The organism is Shewanella sp. P1-14-1 (assembly GCF_001401775.1).
Taxonomy (GTDB): Bacteria; Pseudomonadota; Gammaproteobacteria; order Enterobacterales; family Shewanellaceae; genus Shewanella; species Shewanella japonica.
On record NZ_LKTL01000002.1, the window covers coordinates 184,524 to 202,643 of the forward strand.

The 18,120-nt window shown below is 41.9% G+C and carries 14 protein-coding genes; 7 read left to right on the top strand and 7 right to left on the bottom strand.

Going from position 1 to position 18,120, the window contains the following annotated elements:
* Nucleotides 1-119 precede the first annotated feature (119 nt).
* On the bottom strand, nt 120-1,682 hold the full coding sequence (locus AN944_RS01935; RefSeq protein ID WP_082419849.1) for a S10 family peptidase: 1,563 nt from the start codon (nt 1,680-1,682) through the stop codon (nt 120-122).
* A 196-nt stretch (nt 1,683-1,878) separates the two neighbouring features.
* Between AN944_RS01935 and AN944_RS01940 the strand changes: the two genes are divergently transcribed.
* Together AN944_RS01940 and AN944_RS01945 are read left to right on the top strand one after the other, a co-directional pair.
* Complete coding sequence (locus AN944_RS01940; RefSeq protein ID WP_055022889.1) at nt 1,879-2,862, top strand: phosphotransferase; 984 nt, start codon at nt 1,879-1,881, stop codon at nt 2,860-2,862.
* A gap of 188 nt (nt 2,863-3,050) precedes the next feature.
* Entirely contained in the window at nt 3,051-4,490 is a 1,440-nt protein-coding gene (locus tag AN944_RS01945; RefSeq protein ID WP_055022890.1) for a methyl-accepting chemotaxis protein, read from the top strand.
* 144 nt (nt 4,491-4,634) lie between these two features.
* Here the strand turns inward: AN944_RS01945 and AN944_RS01950 are convergent, their stop codons facing one another.
* Nucleotides 4,635-6,002 (bottom strand): hypothetical protein, encoded by a 1,368-nt coding sequence (locus AN944_RS01950; protein WP_055022891.1) that lies wholly within the window; start codon nt 6,000-6,002, stop codon nt 4,635-4,637.
* A 189-nt stretch (nt 6,003-6,191) separates the two neighbouring features.
* A complete protein-coding gene (gene pmbA, locus AN944_RS01955; RefSeq protein ID WP_055022892.1) occupies nt 6,192-7,535 on the bottom strand; it encodes a metalloprotease PmbA in 1,344 nt (447 codons plus the stop codon).
* A gap of 247 nt (nt 7,536-7,782) precedes the next feature.
* Between pmbA and yjgA the strand changes: the two genes are divergently transcribed.
* The 5 genes from yjgA (at nt 7,783) to AN944_RS01980 (ending at nt 13,196) form a co-directional block, all read left to right on the top strand.
* Entirely contained in the window at nt 7,783-8,322 is a 540-nt protein-coding gene (yjgA, locus tag AN944_RS01960) for a ribosome biogenesis factor YjgA (protein WP_055022893.1), read from the top strand.
* Between the two features lie 26 nt (nt 8,323-8,348).
* Nucleotides 8,349-10,865: an Ig-like domain-containing protein gene (locus tag AN944_RS01965; RefSeq protein ID WP_055022894.1), complete on the top strand. Its 2,517-nt coding sequence runs from the start codon at nt 8,349-8,351 to the stop codon at nt 10,863-10,865.
* A gap of 234 nt (nt 10,866-11,099) precedes the next feature.
* Nucleotides 11,100-11,501 carry a hypothetical protein gene (locus AN944_RS01970; RefSeq protein WP_055022895.1) on the top strand — a complete coding sequence of 134 codons (402 nt, stop codon included), beginning with the start codon at nt 11,100-11,102 and terminating at the stop codon, nt 11,499-11,501.
* Nucleotides 11,502-11,697: 196 nt separating this feature from the next.
* Nucleotides 11,698-12,573, top strand: coding sequence for a LysR substrate-binding domain-containing protein (locus tag AN944_RS01975; RefSeq protein WP_394498313.1), 876 nt, complete (start codon nt 11,698-11,700; stop codon nt 12,571-12,573).
* 128 nt (nt 12,574-12,701) lie between these two features.
* Nucleotides 12,702-13,196, top strand: a complete 495-nt coding sequence (locus AN944_RS01980; protein ID WP_055022897.1) for a hypothetical protein — start codon at nt 12,702-12,704, stop codon at nt 13,194-13,196.
* A gap of 103 nt (nt 13,197-13,299) precedes the next feature.
* On the opposite strand, the gene AN944_RS01985 is transcribed toward AN944_RS01980, so the two are convergent.
* Genes AN944_RS01985 through AN944_RS02000 form a run of 4 tightly spaced genes read right to left on the bottom strand, consistent with a single transcriptional unit; the run spans nt 13,300 to nt 18,069 of the window.
* Complete coding sequence (locus AN944_RS01985; protein ID WP_055022898.1) at nt 13,300-14,439, bottom strand: ABC transporter permease; 1,140 nt, start codon at nt 14,437-14,439, stop codon at nt 13,300-13,302.
* A complete protein-coding gene (locus AN944_RS01990; RefSeq protein ID WP_055022899.1) occupies nt 14,436-15,611 on the bottom strand; it encodes an ABC transporter permease in 1,176 nt (391 codons plus the stop codon). The genes AN944_RS01985 and AN944_RS01990 overlap by 4 nt, the downstream gene beginning before the upstream one ends.
* 51 nt (nt 15,612-15,662) lie before the next feature.
* Nucleotides 15,663-16,637: an HlyD family secretion protein gene (locus tag AN944_RS01995; protein ID WP_055022900.1), complete on the bottom strand. Its 975-nt coding sequence runs from the start codon at nt 16,635-16,637 to the stop codon at nt 15,663-15,665.
* Nucleotides 16,627-18,069: a TolC family protein gene (locus AN944_RS02000; protein ID WP_144430117.1), complete on the bottom strand. Its 1,443-nt coding sequence runs from the start codon at nt 18,067-18,069 to the stop codon at nt 16,627-16,629. The genes AN944_RS01995 and AN944_RS02000 overlap by 11 nt, the downstream gene beginning before the upstream one ends.
* Nucleotides 18,070-18,120: the final 51 nt, after the last annotated feature.

Below are 18,120 nucleotides of genomic sequence, written 5' to 3' on the forward strand. Positions count from 1 at the left end.
CAAAATAACTCAATCAACAACTCGGTTGATTTCCTAATCAAAATAGGAGCCGAAGCTCCCATTTTATGTGTCATCCAGTCAAGCTTAAATCGCCGCTTGCGCAACTGAAACATGATTTATTAATATTTTGCCGCCATATCTGGTTTAGGCATGGTGTTCTCAATAAATTCACGTAAGTCTTGGTTTGACTGTTTTAGATCTTCAGAACGTAAGTACATCATATGACCACTTCGATAACCTTTAAAACTTAAACGGTCTTTCATCTTGCTACTTGGATCAAGTTGCCACATGGTGTATTTGGCATCAAAGTAGTTGGTCGCACCGTCATAGTAACCAGCTTGTACCATGACATTTAAATACGGGTTTTGTGCCATCGCTTGACGTAAGTTTTCACCGGTTTTGTTGTTAGTGCGATCCCACGGATGCACATCACCTAACATGTAATACTTAATATCGGTTTTATAGTTTAACTCTTCACGAATGTACGCATTAATTGCTGGTGTAAAAGAGTGTAACCATGACGTTAACTCAGCATTGTAATCTGGACTATCGCCAACATCTTGCTTATCAATCCCTAAGTAACGAGAATCTAAACGCCCCACAGTTTGACCACGCTCACGTAATAATTCTTTCCAGAAAAAGCGAGTTGAAACATCTAGATTAGACTTCAATACAGCATCGACACTTAAGCCTGAAAAGTAAGCTACTTTCTCAGCAATTTTTTGCTTATGATCAGGCGCAATAAAACCACCCATTGCCAACGCAGGTATGTATTCATTAATGGTAAATGCCTCAACCTCAGGTAAAAACTCAGTTAAATCTGTATTTTGTAAATCGGCAGATAACGCCTTGTGGTACCAAGCGGCTGCGGCAAAATAAGGAAGGCGGTTAGCGGCTTTTACAGGGCCTTTACGTTCAATACCAATATCGGTTGGTGAAACCAGCACGACGCCATTTAAATACATCCATTGACGATCTTGTAACTCCAATGCCAAACCAGATACACGTGTAGTACCGTAACTTTCACCGATTAAGTATTTAGGTGAACGCCAGCGCTCATTGCGACTCACAAAGGTATTTAACCATTCTGCTAAATACTTAATATCAGCATTTACCCCAAAAAACATTTCCTGTTGTTCATCTTTTGATGGCATCTCGCCATCTTTATTAGGTAACACCCGTGAATAACCCGTATTAACAGGGTTTACATACACGATATCGGCAACATCTAAAATAGAATATGGGTTGGTTTTAACCCCATAAGGCTGCAAAGGGTAGCCTTCGTCATCAACGTTAATGGCACGAGGACCTGTGTAACCTATGTCCATCCACACAGACGCTGAACCTGGACCACCATTAAATGATATCAATAAAGGACGTTTGGCGTTATTTCTAACGTTATCTCGCTGATAATAGGTATAACTTAAGGTTGCGACCGCATCGCCATTTTCGTTCCACACAGGTTGGGTACCAACCGTTGCGGTATAAGAAAAGCTATTACCATTCACTTTCGTTTTATGTTCAGTGACTACCGTTTCATCAATGGCAATTTGACGACTATGCATACTGACATTTGTCTGCTTATGAGCTGACACTTCATTACTTTGGTCAGCAATAACGTCGCTTACTGTCATCATTGATGCAACGCTGACCATCACAGCCGCGAGGGGAATTAGCTTCATACCTGTTCTCTTTTTGTTATCTATATTAGGATATTGATGTGATCTTATTAAATTACCAAATCATAAGAAGTGCAATCACAGTAATATAACCTCAGCCCGCGACTGCACTTAAACCCAAATAAGCAACTGAATTTAAAGTATAAAAAAGATCAACAATAATCGTAAGCAAACGTACATTCACATTTAAGGTCGCTTAATGACACAGGTAACATCTCAATCTTGGTTACAACCTGATTGGCCCAAGCCTGCACAACAGTGGGTAAATCGATCATTAGGGGAGCTGGATTACCAAGTTATTGGTTCGTTAGCGCTGATAAAAGGCTGGAGTCTCGGGTACGTTTATAAACAAAAGACAAACAAAGGTAATGTATTTTTTAAAGCCACTGCTTCACTACCTTTGTTTTCTAATGAATCGCAGTTATGTGCAACATTGTATGACCTTTTTCCAAATGCTATAGCAACCACGCTGGCTTATGAGCCTAGGCAACAATGGTTACTAACCGCTGATTTTGGCACTGCTTTTGTTGATACTGTGCCATTGTCAGATTGGGCGCTCCCCTTTAATGCCTTTGCAAAATTGCAGCAGCGCTCTATCCAGCATCTCGATAAATTAATCGATTCTGGCTGCATACAACGTGATATTCGTAACTTACCCGATCAATTAACAGCCATGTTTGCTAATGACAACATAACCGCTCGCCTACCTAAAGACATGCCACAATCTGCTGCGCAAATCAGCGAGGTCATGACTAAATTGACACAACAGATTAATGCATTGCTGCAACTTGGCCTCCCTAACACCTTAGTGCATAGTGATTTACACATCGAAAATATTGCACCCAATACTGCATTAGCAACTGAACCAGCAAGCGAGCCGTTTATCTATTTTGATTGGAGTGATGCATGTATTAGCCACCCATTTATCGATGGCACCTATGTCTTTCGTATGGAAAAAACACCTGCAAAGCAGCAAATTGTTCAAGCCTATTTATCCCAATGGCAAAGTTATGCTGATATGGAGGCGCTTCATGAAGCTTGGCACTTAGCCGAAGGGATCTGTTATGCCCATCAAGCAGTCTCTTATGGCGCGATGAACCACATTCTCGATCACGATATGGATTTGTTACATGCCTTTGAAAATGCCTTTAGGCGTTTCATGGTTAATTTATTGAATAAATAAATGAAAACACATCTTTACTTAGCACTGTTTTAAGGTGTGTATAATCAGACTGCGCCAGCGTTTGTTGAGTCAATGTTCCCTATGTAGCATAACCGATAAAAAAGCGCTTTTTTTGTGAAAAAACCATATCAAATCGACGCCACCTGCTCTAGAATCCAATTAATTTCTTCTATTCAAGTGCTGATTTTATGAAACAAGTTGAATTTCGTAATATTGATAAACTGTTTATCAAAATGTCTATTAACGACAAGTTCTGGGCAATTTTCGGGTTATTCTTAGTAATATTGAGCTTTGTCTCAATTAATACCTACCTAGACCGTATCGATCAGATAGAACAACAATCAATGGCAATGTTAACTGAAAAGGTCAACACCACAGTTAATACGCTTATCGCTACTGATCAAATCGAACAAGCTGCAACCACTGGCTTATCGGTATCGACTTATCATCAGCAAAGCGAACGTAATGGCAACAACATTACCGCAGTAATGCAATCAAATGGACAATACTTCTCGCTTAACCAGTCTGTTTATCAACTAGAGGCAGATGCCAAACAAGCGGCACTTTATAGCTTATTGCTCACGTATTTATGGGTACTGCCTTTTGCATTAGTGATTTATTGGAATGCGACCTTTATTGGCGGCGCACTTTTCGTGCTGTGGGATACCACTAAAAAAATTGGCAATGGTGATTTAACGTCTCGCTTGGGCTTCCACCCAGGTCGTGATGAGTTCGGCACCATAGGTTGCGCATTAGATAAAGCGATGGACACATTAACCGAACTGGTTGTGACGGTTAAGCAAAGCGCAGATACCTTGCACCATACCTCGTCTTCATTTGCCGATGAAACACAGCAAAGCGCCGAGCAAATAGATCAACAATATGTCTCTTTAGACTCTGTTGCGACTGCGATGGAAGAAATGACGGCATCGTCGTTAGAGGTATCAAACATTGCTAAAAACGCCACTCAGCAAGTTGAGCAAGATTCTGAATACACTAAGCAAAGCTACAATCGTGTAAAAAGAGCAATCGAAGAGATTGAGCAATTATCAACATACATTGAAAAAACCTCAGACTCCGTAGGCAGCTTGAAAGAAAACGCGACCAAAATTAATGAAGTGATTACTACCATTAATGCTATTTCAGAACAAACGAACCTATTGGCATTAAATGCCGCTATTGAAGCAGCTAGAGCGGGTGAAATGGGACGAGGCTTTGCCGTCGTTGCAGACGAAGTCCGTACCTTAGCCAGTCGTACACAATCAGCAACGGTTGAAATCCAGAGCATGATTGAGCAATTGCAATCTGAAACCCTTAACATTGATAGCATTACCCAAGATACAGTTAAGCAAGCGCAAAGTAGCAGTGATTTAATTGCCAACATTGGGACAGACGTGAACTCAATTGCCGAGTCTTCTCGTTCGATTATGGACATGAGTTTCCATATTTCAACCTCTTCAGAAGAACAAAGCGCGGTGGCAAACGATATTGCTAAAGAGCTGACGGAAATTCGTGTTAAATCTAATACCATCAGAGATCTTGCTAATCAGTCATCAAGTGGTGTTGCTGATTTATCTGAAGCATCAGCCAACTTAGGCCGAATTTTAAGTAACTATCAAACAGCCTAAATAGGTTTGATAACGGTGTATGCTTTAAAGCTCAAACATCGACAGACCAAAGCCTTATAACAAAAATGCCGATAGCATCAACTATCGGCATTTTTTATGAAACTGCTTCCATTCGCAGTAATGTTATTGGCACTCTACGAAAGATTACAATTGGTGTAATGTATAGCCAAACTGACTTTGGCTATCTTGGGTAAGTACAAAGCTGTAATTCGTGTCACCATCAAAACTGATTAAATCAGACTGGTATAGCAAGGTCTGTGTGCCATTATCAGATTCATATACGACATTTATTTCATAGTCATCTTGCGGCATAACCAAGCTATCTTGCTCTTCAAAATCGAGGTTTTCAATGGTGTATTGTGCTGACTCAATGGTTTCAGTGCTGCTGACAAAGTACACAATCACATCATCGTAATCTTGAGATAGGTTAGCGACATCAACATTATATTCATAAGCTCTTGGGCGAAGGTCATGCTCTATCACCATGCCTTTGACAGTATCATCTCGATACAACAATAAAGTGCGGATGTCGTCTTGGTTAAACGTCACAAGCACATTGTCTAAAATGACTTCGCTAGTCTCCGCATTGGTTACCGTCACACCATAATCATTAAACCCTGTTTGCGAATACTCACTGGTAGTAAATGGCGTAATGTCTTTCAAATAGTGGGATTCTAATTTACTTACGACATCAATATCTAACGTGGTATCTTCTAAACCATTGAACACTCTAAAGTCGGCCGTTGAATCAATATTGGTGTATGTCACAGGGGTTGATGTTGAATCAACACTGTCCAAAGTGATTTTTAAATCGCCAGAGCCAAAACTATTTCTTAGAACAAACTTATAAACCGTTTCACTGGTTAAGCTCATGCTATCAGTGGTATAAACCACGTTATCAGTGCCCTGCTCTGTCAGGTAAATGATGTACTCATCGGTATTTAGCATCAGCTCTGAGGTATAACCACCGTAGTTGATACTGCCTATCATAGTGGCATCTTGATAACTGTCACTATCAAGCGAGATATAGGCGTCATAAGCGTTATCTTCACTGGTTACATTGGCAACCAAAACCTGCATTTTACTGTCGTCACTATCCTCGTCATCATTGATATCATCCATATCACTGCGATCATATTCGATATCTAATAACTCAGGTGAAACATAATCACCGTAAAGCACATATAAGTGATTTGCCTCATTACTCAAACTGATCGTCTGGCTATAAATACTGACAGTATCCTCATATTCATCTAGACCATATATTTCCATATCAACACTACCCGTATCATATCCGTAACGTGGCATTGCATCACCAAATTCAACGTCGGTGTATTGGTAGTCATCTAAAACTAATGATGTCGCTGTGCTATCCGCTGAGGCATTATAAAATTGTACGTACGCAACAGAATCCGAATCATCATCACTGCTGCCATCAATCGAATCACATGCTGCTAATGAAACACTTCCCAAGCAAACCATCATCAAACTACATACATTTTTGTTAAACATACTCACTCCATTAACTGTTTAATTACATTCTCAGGAGATAGGACAGAGCACGGATGTAATTGACCGTAAAGAAGTGTAAAGAAGATAAAGCCTGCGTAAATGGCTATTTATTCGGGGAACTCAACTATTTTAAAGATATAAAAAAGCACCGCCTAAGCAGTGCTCTAATGGGTTAAGTCAACAATTGGCTTAACTACCAGCGATTTTCATATCACTTAATAAAATACCGCCAGTGCGAATAGAGGAGCGTAAATCTTGATCTTTCGCGACAGCTTGAATTCCCATAAACATATCTTTTAAATTACCTGCAATGGTAATTTCTTCAACAGGGAATTGAATCTCGCCGTTTTCAACATAAAACCCAGCAGCACCACGTGAATAATCACCTGTGACCATATTCACGCCTTGCCCCATCACTTCCGTCACAATTAACCCTGTGCCCATTTGCTTAATGAGCTCATCAAAGGTTTGGCCTGTATGACTTAATGTCCAGTTATAAATGCCACCAGCATGACCCGTATTAGTTAGGCCAAGTTTACGTGCAGAATAGCTAGTTAAGAGATACGTTTCTAATTGGCCACGATCAATGATCTGACGCTGTTGTGTCGCCACCCCTTCACTATCATAGTTAGCACTAGCAAGTGCACCAATCAAATGCGGGTTTTCTTCAATACTAAACCATTCAGGGAATAGTTGGGTATGGATTGAGTCTTGTAAAAAGCTTGATTTACGATACAAGCTACTCCCACTAATAGCCCCCACTAAATGCCCTATGAGTCCTGTCGCAATTTCTGGAGAAAACAATACAGGCAAGTTTGCCGTAGGGATCTTACGTGCATTTAAGCGATTTAATGTCTTATTTGCAGCCAATAAACCAACCGACTCAGGTGTCATTAACTCATTATATTTACGGGCAATGGTGTAATCGTAATCACGTTGCATATTGCCATCGGCTTCTTCACCAATAACGACACAACTTAAACTATAGCGAGAGCTACAATAGCCGTTTAAAAAGCCATGACTATTCCCGTAAACCTTTGCTGCAGTATGAGCGTTAGCAGTTGCGCCGTCAGAATGTTTCACTTGTTCATCAACTGACAAACTGGCTTCTTCGGCACGTATAGCAAGCTGTGCTAACTCATCAGGTGAAATGTCTTGCGGATGGTATAAGTCTAAATCACGAATGGTTTCTGCCATAAGCGCTTTATCAGCAAGACCGCTAAATGGATCAGATGAAGTGTACTTTGCGATATCATCAGCGGCCTTAACGGCGACAGCAATCGCTTCAGGACTTAAATCTGACGTGGATGAACTGCCTTTACAGCCATCACGATAAACCGTAATACCTAGTGCGCCATCTTTATTAAATTCAACCGTTTCAACTTCCTTTTCACGGGTTGAAACCGATAAGCCTTGCTGCTTGCTTATCGCCACTTCTGCAGCACTGGTGCCTAATTTTTTAGCATGCTCTAATGCAACAGCAACGGCATCTTTTAGCGCCGCTAATTCAGTATCAATTTTATTGGTAGACACACACTTACTCTTCAGTTTCCATTGTTGGCACTAGCATATCAAATTCAAAACTGTATTGATAACCATCAAAACAAGGATTTAAGCGCACAAATTGCCTTAAATAAACTAACCTTTAGTTATCATGTTGAATTATCACTTAATGAACACAAATAGATTTACGCAAAATTGACGACTTAGCCGTTATTCAGTGGCCGCAATGCCCCTTGAAGTGTTATTATTCACGGATATTTATTAGAGGTTATTTACTATGAAAATTGTTGGCGATTCCGACCACTTCCATCAGCCATATGACAATGACGATGATTACGTCAGCAGAACAGAGTTCAAAAAAGAAAGTGAGGAAGCTCAAGCGCTTGGCATGCGACTTATTGCCCTAAGTAAATCACAGCTAGACAAAGTTGGTTTAGACGAATTTTTATATGATGCTGTACTAAAAACAAAAAGCATCAAACCTAAAACAGAAGCTTACCGTCGTCACCTTCAGTACATCGGCAAACTTATGCGCGGATTCGATCACGAACCAATTATTACAGCGCTTGATAACGTATTGAATAAAAACAACAATGAAACTGCTCAAGTACAAATTATTGAGAAGTTACGTGCTCGTTTACTTGAAAACCCAAATGAGGAAGTAGAAGCATTATTGGCTGACAACCCTGCATTTGAACGTCAAAAGTTACGTCAACTGATTCGCCAAGCAAATAAAGAACTCACTAAGAGTCCTGATGCAGAATCAAAATCTCACAAAGAACTATTCAAATACTTACGCGCTGGTTTAGCAGACTAAATATACTCATTACAGGGATGTTGCTGATGCTACTAAAAAAAATAAAATACGCACTACCTTTATCAATCGCTTCACTTGGTTTTCTCATCGGTTGTAATGGCCCTTCAGATGACAATGGTGATAACGGAGGAGAGGACGGCAGTTATAGCATTAGTGTTAGCTACCAAACGGTAGTAAACGGACAATGTGATGCAGCCACCGACTCACTCACTTTTGATATCAACGAAAGTTTTTGTGCAGTAGCCCATTTAACACTTTCTAATAGTGATGTTAGTGGTGCGATTATCAACTTTTCACCTGACTTTGGTGAAGCAAGTGCAGATAGTAAGCTCACTGACAGCGATGGCTTAGCAAGCGTTTTTATTAGTTCAAGTGGCGATGTCGGTGCTGGCAGCCTTTTAGTCAGCCATACACCAACTGATGCAGATAGCGTTACGGCAACCCGTAATTATCAATTCGAAGACACCAATACTGTCCCGACACCTGACACCATTTCTGTGGTTTCTAGCATTACTCAAGCAGGTCAAACGGTAACCAGTTTCAAAATTGATGATGCTGTTATCTTAACGGCCAATGTGCTCGACGGCACTAACCAACCCATCGTCAATCAGCTAGTAACATTCCAAGCAGGTAATGCGAGTTTATCTCCAAACACAGCACTCACATCAGCCGAAGGTGTGGCGACAATAAGCTATACTGCATCGACTGAAGAGCTAGGTGCCTACACCTTAGTAGCCAGTACTGAATTTAATGGTGAAACAGTATCTGGCACCAGTGCATATGAAGTCCTTGCCGGTGATGAAGTGATACCTGATGGTACGCTCAAGTTTGGTTATATTGATGACAGTAATACTTTCCACGAAAATCAGTTAGGCTCAACATTAATTGCAGATACTGACGGCGATTACGTTATTGGTGCGGGCGCAAGCTTTGGCGTGATAGCTGATATTATTGTAGAAGCCGATGACGGCAGCTTTGCACCTTTACAAACCCCAACCAGCATTTCATTCACCTCTGACTGTGTCGCCAGTACTGATGCCAGTATAGACTCTCCTGTGACCACTTCTGCAGGGCGTGCAAGTTCAACATACCAAGATACAAGCTGCAGCGGCAATAGTGTTCGTAGTGAGCAAATTGTGGCTTCAGCGGTTGTTGGTAGCGAAACTTTTAGTGCAACATTTGATTTTTCCTTAGAACGCCAAACGCTTGGTAGCCTAAGCTTTATATCTGCCGAACCTACACAAATTCGTATTAAAGGCGCAGGCGGAACTGGCTCAACAGAAACGTCATTAGTGACATTTTTAATAAGTAGTGCCAGCGGTCAGCCTGCTGCCCAGCAATCTGTTGACTTCAGCTTAGATACCATTGTGGGTGGGCTAAGCTTTTCAAATGGTGAGATTACCAGTGAAGCAACCAGCAATAGTGAGGGGTTAGTTACCGTGACTGTTCAGTCTGGCACTATCCCTACCCCTGTGCGTGTGCTTGCCTCTGCAACCGACAGCGATACGGGTGATGTCATCACAACGCAGTCTGAGCAACTAACCGTGAATACCGGTTTACCTCAGCAATTAGGCTTTAGCATTTCTCCTTCGTTATTTAACCCGGAGGCGGGAAACAATAACGGTGAAGAGGTCACCATAACAGTATTTGCATCAGACAGCTTTGGTAACCCAGCACCTGATGACACTACGGTCAACTTCACAACTGAAGGTGGCCAAATCCAGCCTTCATGCTCAACGGTTAATGGGACTTGTTCTGTGATATGGACATCAGCCGATCCACGACCAGCTGATCATCGTGTAACAGTGCTCGCTTACGCGTTAGGACATGAAACTTTCTTTGATACTAACGGCAATAACATCTTTGATGATGCTGATGGAACAGCCATAACTAATGCTTGTTTAGATAGCGCAGGTGCTCCTATCGCTTGTACTGGTAATGGCATGGACAGGGAAACCTATCATCAAAGTGGCTTTAGCGATTTAGGTGATGCCTTTAGAGATGATGATGAAGTCGGTGTTTATGTTTCTGGCAAACCGTTTTTCAATCCTGAAGGCAATACCAGTTACTCTGGCCCTGATGGTAAATTCAATGGACCCCAATGCGAAGGCAGTCTTTGTGGTGAAGGCCAAGCGAACAAAACTTACATTCGTGCAGCCACTGTACTGACCATGTCAGGTTCAGCCGCTAATATTATCGCTACCGACGTGGATAGAAATCCAGTGACTAATTTAGTCTTGGCACCTGAAGCAATGCAGACAGTATTAGTGGAGCTATATGACAGTGCTAGACAGGTCATGCCAGCAGGATCGACATTAACGGTGACAGCCATAAATGGGACGATCAACTTCGAGGGTTATACCGTTCCTAACACGACGTGTTATAGCTTCGCAGCTAATGATGCAAGCCATGCCTGTGATGAAGTTGCCACTAAGTTTACCTACACAGCTGCTGATGAAGTGGGTCAAGACTCTATTACATTAACAGTGACAACCCCAGGTGGCTTGATTACGAAAACAGACCTGAGTGTCACTGTGCAGTGATATCTGATAATAGGGTAATGATTTAACAGGGCTAATGCCTTGTGCCATAAGCTAGTGTCATCAAGCTTAACCCGTAAATCACCCACTATCTAGAAGCTCGCCTCGGCGAGCTTCTTATTATTGAAATATCATAAAACTAGGATATACTCTTTCGCAATTGGGAAAACAGGGTTCGTTTTCTTACGGTTTAATACTCAAAATTAAATCTAAAAAACCGCTTAAAAGGATATTTAAATGCGTACTACCGCTATTTTAGCCACACTTGCTGGCTGCGCTTTACTCACTGCATGTGCATCAACTCAACCTATCGTTGCTCAAGAGAAAACTGTTGAATTTGAAGGGCAAACTTTGGTCTTCTCAGGTATCTATGATACTGAAAAAAATAAACTTGAACTGTCAGTTAATGGCGATCCGCTAATGAAAGGACGCTTTCCACCATACACACCAACTCAAAACCTAAAGAGTAAGTATCGAGATTTAAAAATCGAAGGTAAATGCTATTTTGGTTCGGTATTAGGTGATCAAGGTGGTGCATTTGGTGCCGTTGCTGGAATCATTCAATCTTCAAAATCAAGCACGGGCGACAAGTGCGAAATGCTTGTAAACAACAAGCCTGTTGAAAACCTGTATTTCTAAAACATCACCATAAGCTGTAATAACGAACCCAAACTTTACAATGCATTGTAGGCTAGTTCGGCTGCACTATACTGGTGCACTGAACTAGACTTATAAGCCCTTAACACACTGAATAAAGGCAGTTAAAGCACTCAAGCGACTTGGCTTGGCAATTGCTTATTTCTTGCTTTCATTATACGAGTCCATCATGTTACCACTGCATACGTCCCTTAGAGGACTACGTTGTTTTTGTATTGCAGCCGAATGCCTTAGCTTTAAAGAAACGGCAAATCAATTATTCCTCACGCCTTCAGCAGTGAGCCATCAAATCAAGCAATTAGAGCAAAACCTGCAACAACCTCTTTTTATACGCCAAACGCGGGCAATCAAGCTCACTGATGCGGGTAAGCAGTTTTATCAGCAAGTTGCACCTGTCATGGTAAAACTTTCAGAAACCGTAAACCAATTCGCACAAACAAATACTACTTTAGAGGTAAGCATTTCGATGCCAGAGTTTTTTGCCAGTGAGTTATTTGTCCCTCAACTTATTGGCTGGTCTCAAGAATACCCGCAGATAAATTTAAAATTAGACACAGTAAAAACTAGGGCGGCACAAACTGGGCAAACCGACCTATCAATTGTTCTGTCAGGTTCTAAACAACAAGATCAGCATAGTCATGAATTATTTCCGCTAAAGTACATCCCAGCCTGCAACCCTCACCAATTTCAGCAGTTGCATTCTCAAGGACTATCGGTGATATCTAAAGTCCCATTAATTGTTCATCAAGCAAGACCTCACTCATGGGAACAATGGGCAGAATCAGTTAACTTACCGCATTTTTCGCCAAAACAAGTGATTCAACTGGACAGTATGTTCAGCGTTGCTCGCGCAGCAGAGCAAGGTATTGGCATCGCACTTATACCAATGCCTATCAGTAAAGCATGGTTTGAAAATGGCAGTTTAGTGGCACTCTTTAATGAAGCCTTAAATAGTCATGATAAATACTACTTACTGCAACACGGGCAAAGTGAAGCAAGAATGGAGGTCCAGCAATTAATAGATTGGACGGTTGCCCGCTTTGGCCAACAATAATCAGACTCGCGCGGCTAATAAGTGAAAAAATCTCATCTATCACAATGAATTTTCTCGTTTGTCAGCCAAGCATATATTCCCTAAATTAGCCACGTAGCAACCCGATACTACCTATAAAGGAATATACAATGAAAACATTACCTACTCTTATCGCAGCAAGCTTATTACTTGCAAGCTCACCCATGGTTATGGCTGATGCCGCTGAAAATAGTCGTTATAAAATGGTGCTTATTGAAGACACACCTGGCGTAGATGCTATTCAATCAGGCGACTTAATTGAAGGCATTGAGTTAACGAAATCAGCAAAGCACTCAGCCATTGATACCTATACTCGTAACCTCAACTTATGCGTGGGATATACTAAGTTATCTCAATTTGATGTTGCTGAAAAAGCGTGTAGTGATGCCGTTAGAATGGCAGTCAATGAAGAAACATTACCGTCGATGAGAATGCGCGCATATGCTTTTAATAACCGAGGCGTAATGAAAGTGCTGGCAAATGATAATATTGGTGCATTAGAAGACTTTAGACAAGCCGCAAAAGCGACTAAAGACCCGATTTATAAGCAAAATCTGACTCGATTAGAAGCTGCACTTAATAGCCTAGAAACGGGGACCTTATAATTTGGAAGATGACCAACAGCGACAGCAAAGCTTACTCTGTCGACAACCAGTAAATGTGGAACCAATAGGCATTAAGTGGACACTTTAATGCCTATTTTTTTACTTAACCATTCTCCGTTTTCAGCCGTTGCTTCACACCAATAAAAGCCAATAACAGAAATAGCACAAACAGGGTCCACATATGTATCCATAAAGGTAATACACTCGTCCAACCTGCGCCCATTTGACTTAACTCTAACATAGCCATAATAGCTGGTACGGCAGGAATCACTTGGGATAATTGCACCAAAAGATCAGGAATTAATGCGATAGGCCACACAAAGCCAGACACAAATAAAATGGGCATCGACACTAACAGCAAGACTTGTGTCGGTAACTCTCGCCTTACAAATAGACTACTTAACGCAATGCCACATGCCGCAGTGGATAAAATAAACGGCACCATCAATAAGGCCACCTCAGTTAAAGTCGCTTGCACACTGACATCGTACCAATAAAAGCAATAACCTAGATAAAAGCTCGCAAACAAAGCATAAATGGCGCTAAAAACAGTCAGACGTGCACCAATTAATGCCATAGGAGAAACGTGATTCCAATAGCCCTTTTTGCGCCATTGTCCTGCCCCTAAAATCCCCGTACCAATCAATAACGTTTGGTGCAAAATTAGTAAAAACAATCCAGGCACCACATACGGGGTGTAACCTAAACTGGGATTAAATGCAGGGACGCTATTAATATTGACTGAATGTAAACTTTGCTCAGCTTGCTGCGGGTTTTCTCCTCGCGCTAACAACCCCACTAACTGAATTTGCCGACCCGCATCCATGCCTGCACTAATTAATCCTTCAGCAACCGCTGAATAAATTAAAAAATAGCTCGCATCACCACCGTAACTTAAGGTGGCTCCTTTACCGAGTAATAAATTACGCCTAAACCCTTCTGGAATGACTAATAAACCATGGGCTTTCGACTCTGATATCCATTGCTGTGCAATATCAATACTGCCCACCTGAGCAACGATAGTAATTTTGGGAGAAGCATCTGCATGTCTAAGCAACTGGCGACTTAATGAAGAGTTGTCGTGATCAACCACAACCACTTGTTGTTGAGTCGGAACTTGGTTCAGATAAGGGAGAGGATAAAGCACCGAGTAAAACAGCACGCCACCAAACATGGTCACGACTATGGCTTTATCCGCTAAAATGGCTTTTAGCTCTACAAATAGCAGTTGCAACCAGCTCATGACTTGACCCCTACAGCTTCACCTTGTGACGTTGTAGTCAGCGCAATTTGCTTATTCCAAATAACACGATGTAACCCCCAAGCTAACGCTAAAACGATAATAAAGTAGCCATAAGAAATACTTTGCTGCAATACCTGAAGCGCTCCAGCGCCGTAGCTGATAATACTGACATGGGAGTCGATATAATGACTAGAAGGCATAATTAAACGCCACCACTGCGCTAACTCTGGCATATCATTGACAGGAAAAGTGATCCCCATAAATGCAAAAGCTGGGGCGAATAAAGCGGTGCAAAAACTGACGCTTCTCGCTGGTTCACGCATCAATAAAAATACCAAAATAACCAAGGTCCACAATGCTAAAAACATCATTGCTTGCGCTGCTATCAGTAACAATAGATTACCCGCAATCGGTAAACGCAACACGCCGTATAACCACGCTAAGATAAAGCCACCATGCACTAACATTACAGGGGTATAAAACAACACTTTAGCGCCAACATGCCACCAAAACTTTGCTGGTAATAAATACTGTTCGCCTTGACGAATGAGGCTGTCGTTTAATGAGTTTACAAATACCATCATTGCCAAAAGCTGCAATAAGGCGATTAACACGGGAGGAACCAAAAATCCCACGTAATTGTTGTTACGGTTAAACAAGGCCGTGGTTTGACTGGTGACAGGACTTAAGTTGACCGCAACCGTTGCACGATTAGCACCATTGAGAAGCTGCTTCATACCAGCCACTTCCATGAGTCCAGCGCCTACACTCAGCTGTAACTGACTCGATAATAGTTTCCCGACTAATAAAAACTGACTGTTATAACGAATATCGACGGTGGGACTGCTACCCGTTAACAACTTACGCTTAAACTCATGCGGAAACACAACCACAGCGTAAACTTCTGCTTGAGTCATCGCAGCCTTTGCATCAGCAAACTGAGTATAGGTAATAGGCTTAATTACGGCATTAGCGGCTAAATTACGGGTTAAGGTTCGAGTAAGTTGGCTATTATCTTGATCAACCACAGCCACAGGCAGTTGCCGAGGTAACCCAGCACTGAATAACCACCACAAGCACAAAATACTGATTAACGGAATATATGTCACCAAAGCCAGTTGCCAGGGTGAACACCATAAGCGTTTCAATTCTTGTTTTAGTAAAACCCGCATCTTCGCACCTTAGTCATAAGAAGCACCTTAATCAGTTTGTAACTAATGATGCTAATTGACACTTAACAGCACAGACATGCCGACTCTTAAATCTGCAATCGGGCGATTGGGGCGTAACTCAACTTCAAAGGTACGCATATCAAAGTCATGGCCACTTTCAGTGGAACGCCAAGTTGCAAAACTGCCCATCACGCTAATATGCGCAATGGTAAAGTCCTCAGTAACCTTTAATGCAGGAATGGTTAAGGCAACCGTTTGCCCTTGCTTGAAATCTGCCAATTGGTCTTCACGTATTTGCATGACGGCCCATGCATCAGTGATATCAATTAAACTGACAACAGGAAAACCACTCGGTGCTAGCTCACCAGCCTGTAATAAGACTTCGCTTACTTCGGCATTTTTAGGCGATCGCATTTGACTGTCAGCTAAAATTGCACTGACTTCCTTCACTGCACCTTCTGCCATGCGAGCATTACCAGCGGCAGCGGCTTTGGTTTCTACTCTCGCCCCTTCATCTGCCATCTGATACATGGCTAAAGCTGCTTGTTCGGTATATTGGGCTGCTTTCCACTGAGTAAATGCTTCATCACGCTTTTGTCTGGCAACAACACCTTCATCAAATAGATTTTCAACTCGCTGATAGGTGGTTGCCATTAAATCGGTTGCCGCTTTGGCTTTTAACCATTGCTCTTTCGCCGCTGTCACTTGTTGCTGACGTGCCCCGTTATCCGCTTCTTGTTGCATGGCTTTGGCAGCATCACGCCCCCCTTCAGCTTGCATTAACTTTGCATCCAATTCAGGACTATTAATCGCATACAGTAAATCACCAACTGCAACTTTATCGCCTCGGCGCACCATCACTTGCTCAACTCTACCCGGTACTTTAGATGAGATATTGTATTCACGAGCCTCTATTTGCCCTTGTAACAGGTTTTCTTTTGGCTCAAATGCTAGTTTCAGGCCATAACCCAATATCCCCAACAGGATAAGAATGGCGATAACAGCAATAATTCGATTAGCCCGCATTTTGATTCTCCTGAAGTTGGGTGCGCCCGATAAATTCATCTAATTGGCCACTAATTGTCATTAGCCTTGCATAAGCTTGCACGAAACGATATTGCGCCCCAAGCTGCTGAGTTTTAACTGCACTTAATTTTAATTCAGCATCCACTCGATCAATGGATGTTGATAGCCCCTGATTAAAGGCAAGTTCACGTAGGCGAAGGTTCTCTGTTGCTAACGCTAATGAGGCATTCAATGCTTTTACTTCTTCATCGGCCTGTTGTAGTTGTCGATAACTTTGATCAAGCAGCAAACTCAGGTCTTGTTGGGTTTGCGCCTTGGTATACTTAGCTTGCAGTAAAGCACTTTGTGCAGCCTCAACTTTGCCACTGCGACCATCACGGCTAAAGATAGGCACGTTTACCCCCACTCCAACCATCCAGTCAGGTTCAATTTGTGAGAACAAGCTATCGTCTTCATATAAGGTGTAATTACCATATAAAAACACTGTTGGATGGTAGCGACCTTTCTCTAGTTGAATGAGACCATTGGCTTGCGCTTCTTTCGCTTCCAGTAATTTGAGCGCAGGGTGCTGCGTTAAGGTCAACTGACTTAACCGAGGTAAAGACGGCGACTGAGGCAAACTGAATAATCCTGAAGTAGGATCAGATTCAGGTAAATGCAGCATTCTTGATAGAGCAATTTGAGCCATTTCATGCTGACGCTTTGCACTGCCAAGGTTTACTTTGGCATTTTCTAGTGCCACTTGTGCATTTAAGCGTTCAACTTTTGCAATTTGTCCTTCACGTTCTAGTTTTTGTGCGTGAGACTCATGTTCCGTTAATGAGTCCACTAATTGCTGATTCGTTGCCACTAAGGTTTCTGTTACCGCCACAGCAAAGTAACGATCAACAAGCTGATTAAACATGTCTCTAGAGGTAAGCGAATATTGATGTTTTTTCTCTTCGACATGAGCAGCATGAATACCTTGAGCCGCAGTAATTTTACCGCCAGTATAGATTGGCCACATAGCTTGTAAGCTAGCACGGAAAATATCCTGCTCAGTAAAAGGAGTCACAAATAAAGAGCCAGGAATAGCCGCTAACGCTTCACCCAGTGCTGGAGGAAGCGCACCAGGGTCAATTGCAGCAATTGGATTCAGATCTCGTAAATCTAATTCAATGGGCTTTTCAAGACGGGTATAGCTACCAGCAAGATTTAATGAAGGCAAATTCATGTCTTCACCGGCTCGCTCTTCAGCTTCAGCACGGCTGACTTCTTGGGATTGGGCTTTTAATTTATCACTGACAGTTAATAACTGTTTCCATGCATTAGCAAACGAAAGCGATTCAGCGCTAACCACATGGGATAATGAAGCAGTGATAACAAATACCCCAATGGGTACTAGTGACAAGACTTGTCTTACTTTGATATTGAAAACAGCTAAATGCCTCATGAACCTCATCCTTTAGTTAGAGCAATAACTCTAAATTGGCGAATTATAACT

Excerpts from the sequence above, each read along its gene's own strand:
- AN944_RS01935 (WP_082419849.1), bottom strand. The coding sequence starts at position 1,682 with ATGAAGCTAATTCCCCTCGCGGCTGTGATGGTCAGCGTTGCATCAATG.
- AN944_RS01990 (WP_055022899.1), bottom strand. The coding sequence starts at position 15,611 with ATGCGGGTTTTACTAAAACAAGAATTGAAACGCTTATGGTGTTCACCC.
- AN944_RS01940 (WP_055022889.1), top strand. The coding sequence starts at position 1,879 with ATGACACAGGTAACATCTCAATCTTGGTTACAACCTGATTGGCCCAAG.
- AN944_RS01995 (WP_055022900.1), bottom strand. The coding sequence starts at position 16,637 with ATGCGGGCTAATCGAATTATTGCTGTTATCGCCATTCTTATCCTGTTG.
- AN944_RS01970 (WP_055022895.1), top strand. The coding sequence starts at position 11,100 with ATGCGTACTACCGCTATTTTAGCCACACTTGCTGGCTGCGCTTTACTC.
- AN944_RS01980 (WP_055022897.1), top strand. The coding sequence starts at position 12,702 with ATGAAAACATTACCTACTCTTATCGCAGCAAGCTTATTACTTGCAAGC.
- AN944_RS01945 (WP_055022890.1), top strand. The coding sequence starts at position 3,051 with ATGAAACAAGTTGAATTTCGTAATATTGATAAACTGTTTATCAAAATG.
- AN944_RS01950 (WP_055022891.1), bottom strand. The coding sequence starts at position 6,002 with ATGTTTAACAAAAATGTATGTAGTTTGATGATGGTTTGCTTGGGAAGT.
- AN944_RS01965 (WP_055022894.1), top strand. The coding sequence starts at position 8,349 with ATGCTACTAAAAAAAATAAAATACGCACTACCTTTATCAATCGCTTCA.
- AN944_RS02000 (WP_144430117.1), bottom strand. The coding sequence starts at position 18,069 with ATGAGGCATTTAGCTGTTTTCAATATCAAAGTAAGACAAGTCTTGTCA.
- yjgA (WP_055022893.1), top strand. The coding sequence starts at position 7,783 with ATGAAAATTGTTGGCGATTCCGACCACTTCCATCAGCCATATGACAAT.
- AN944_RS01985 (WP_055022898.1), bottom strand. The coding sequence starts at position 14,439 with ATGAGCTGGTTGCAACTGCTATTTGTAGAGCTAAAAGCCATTTTAGCG.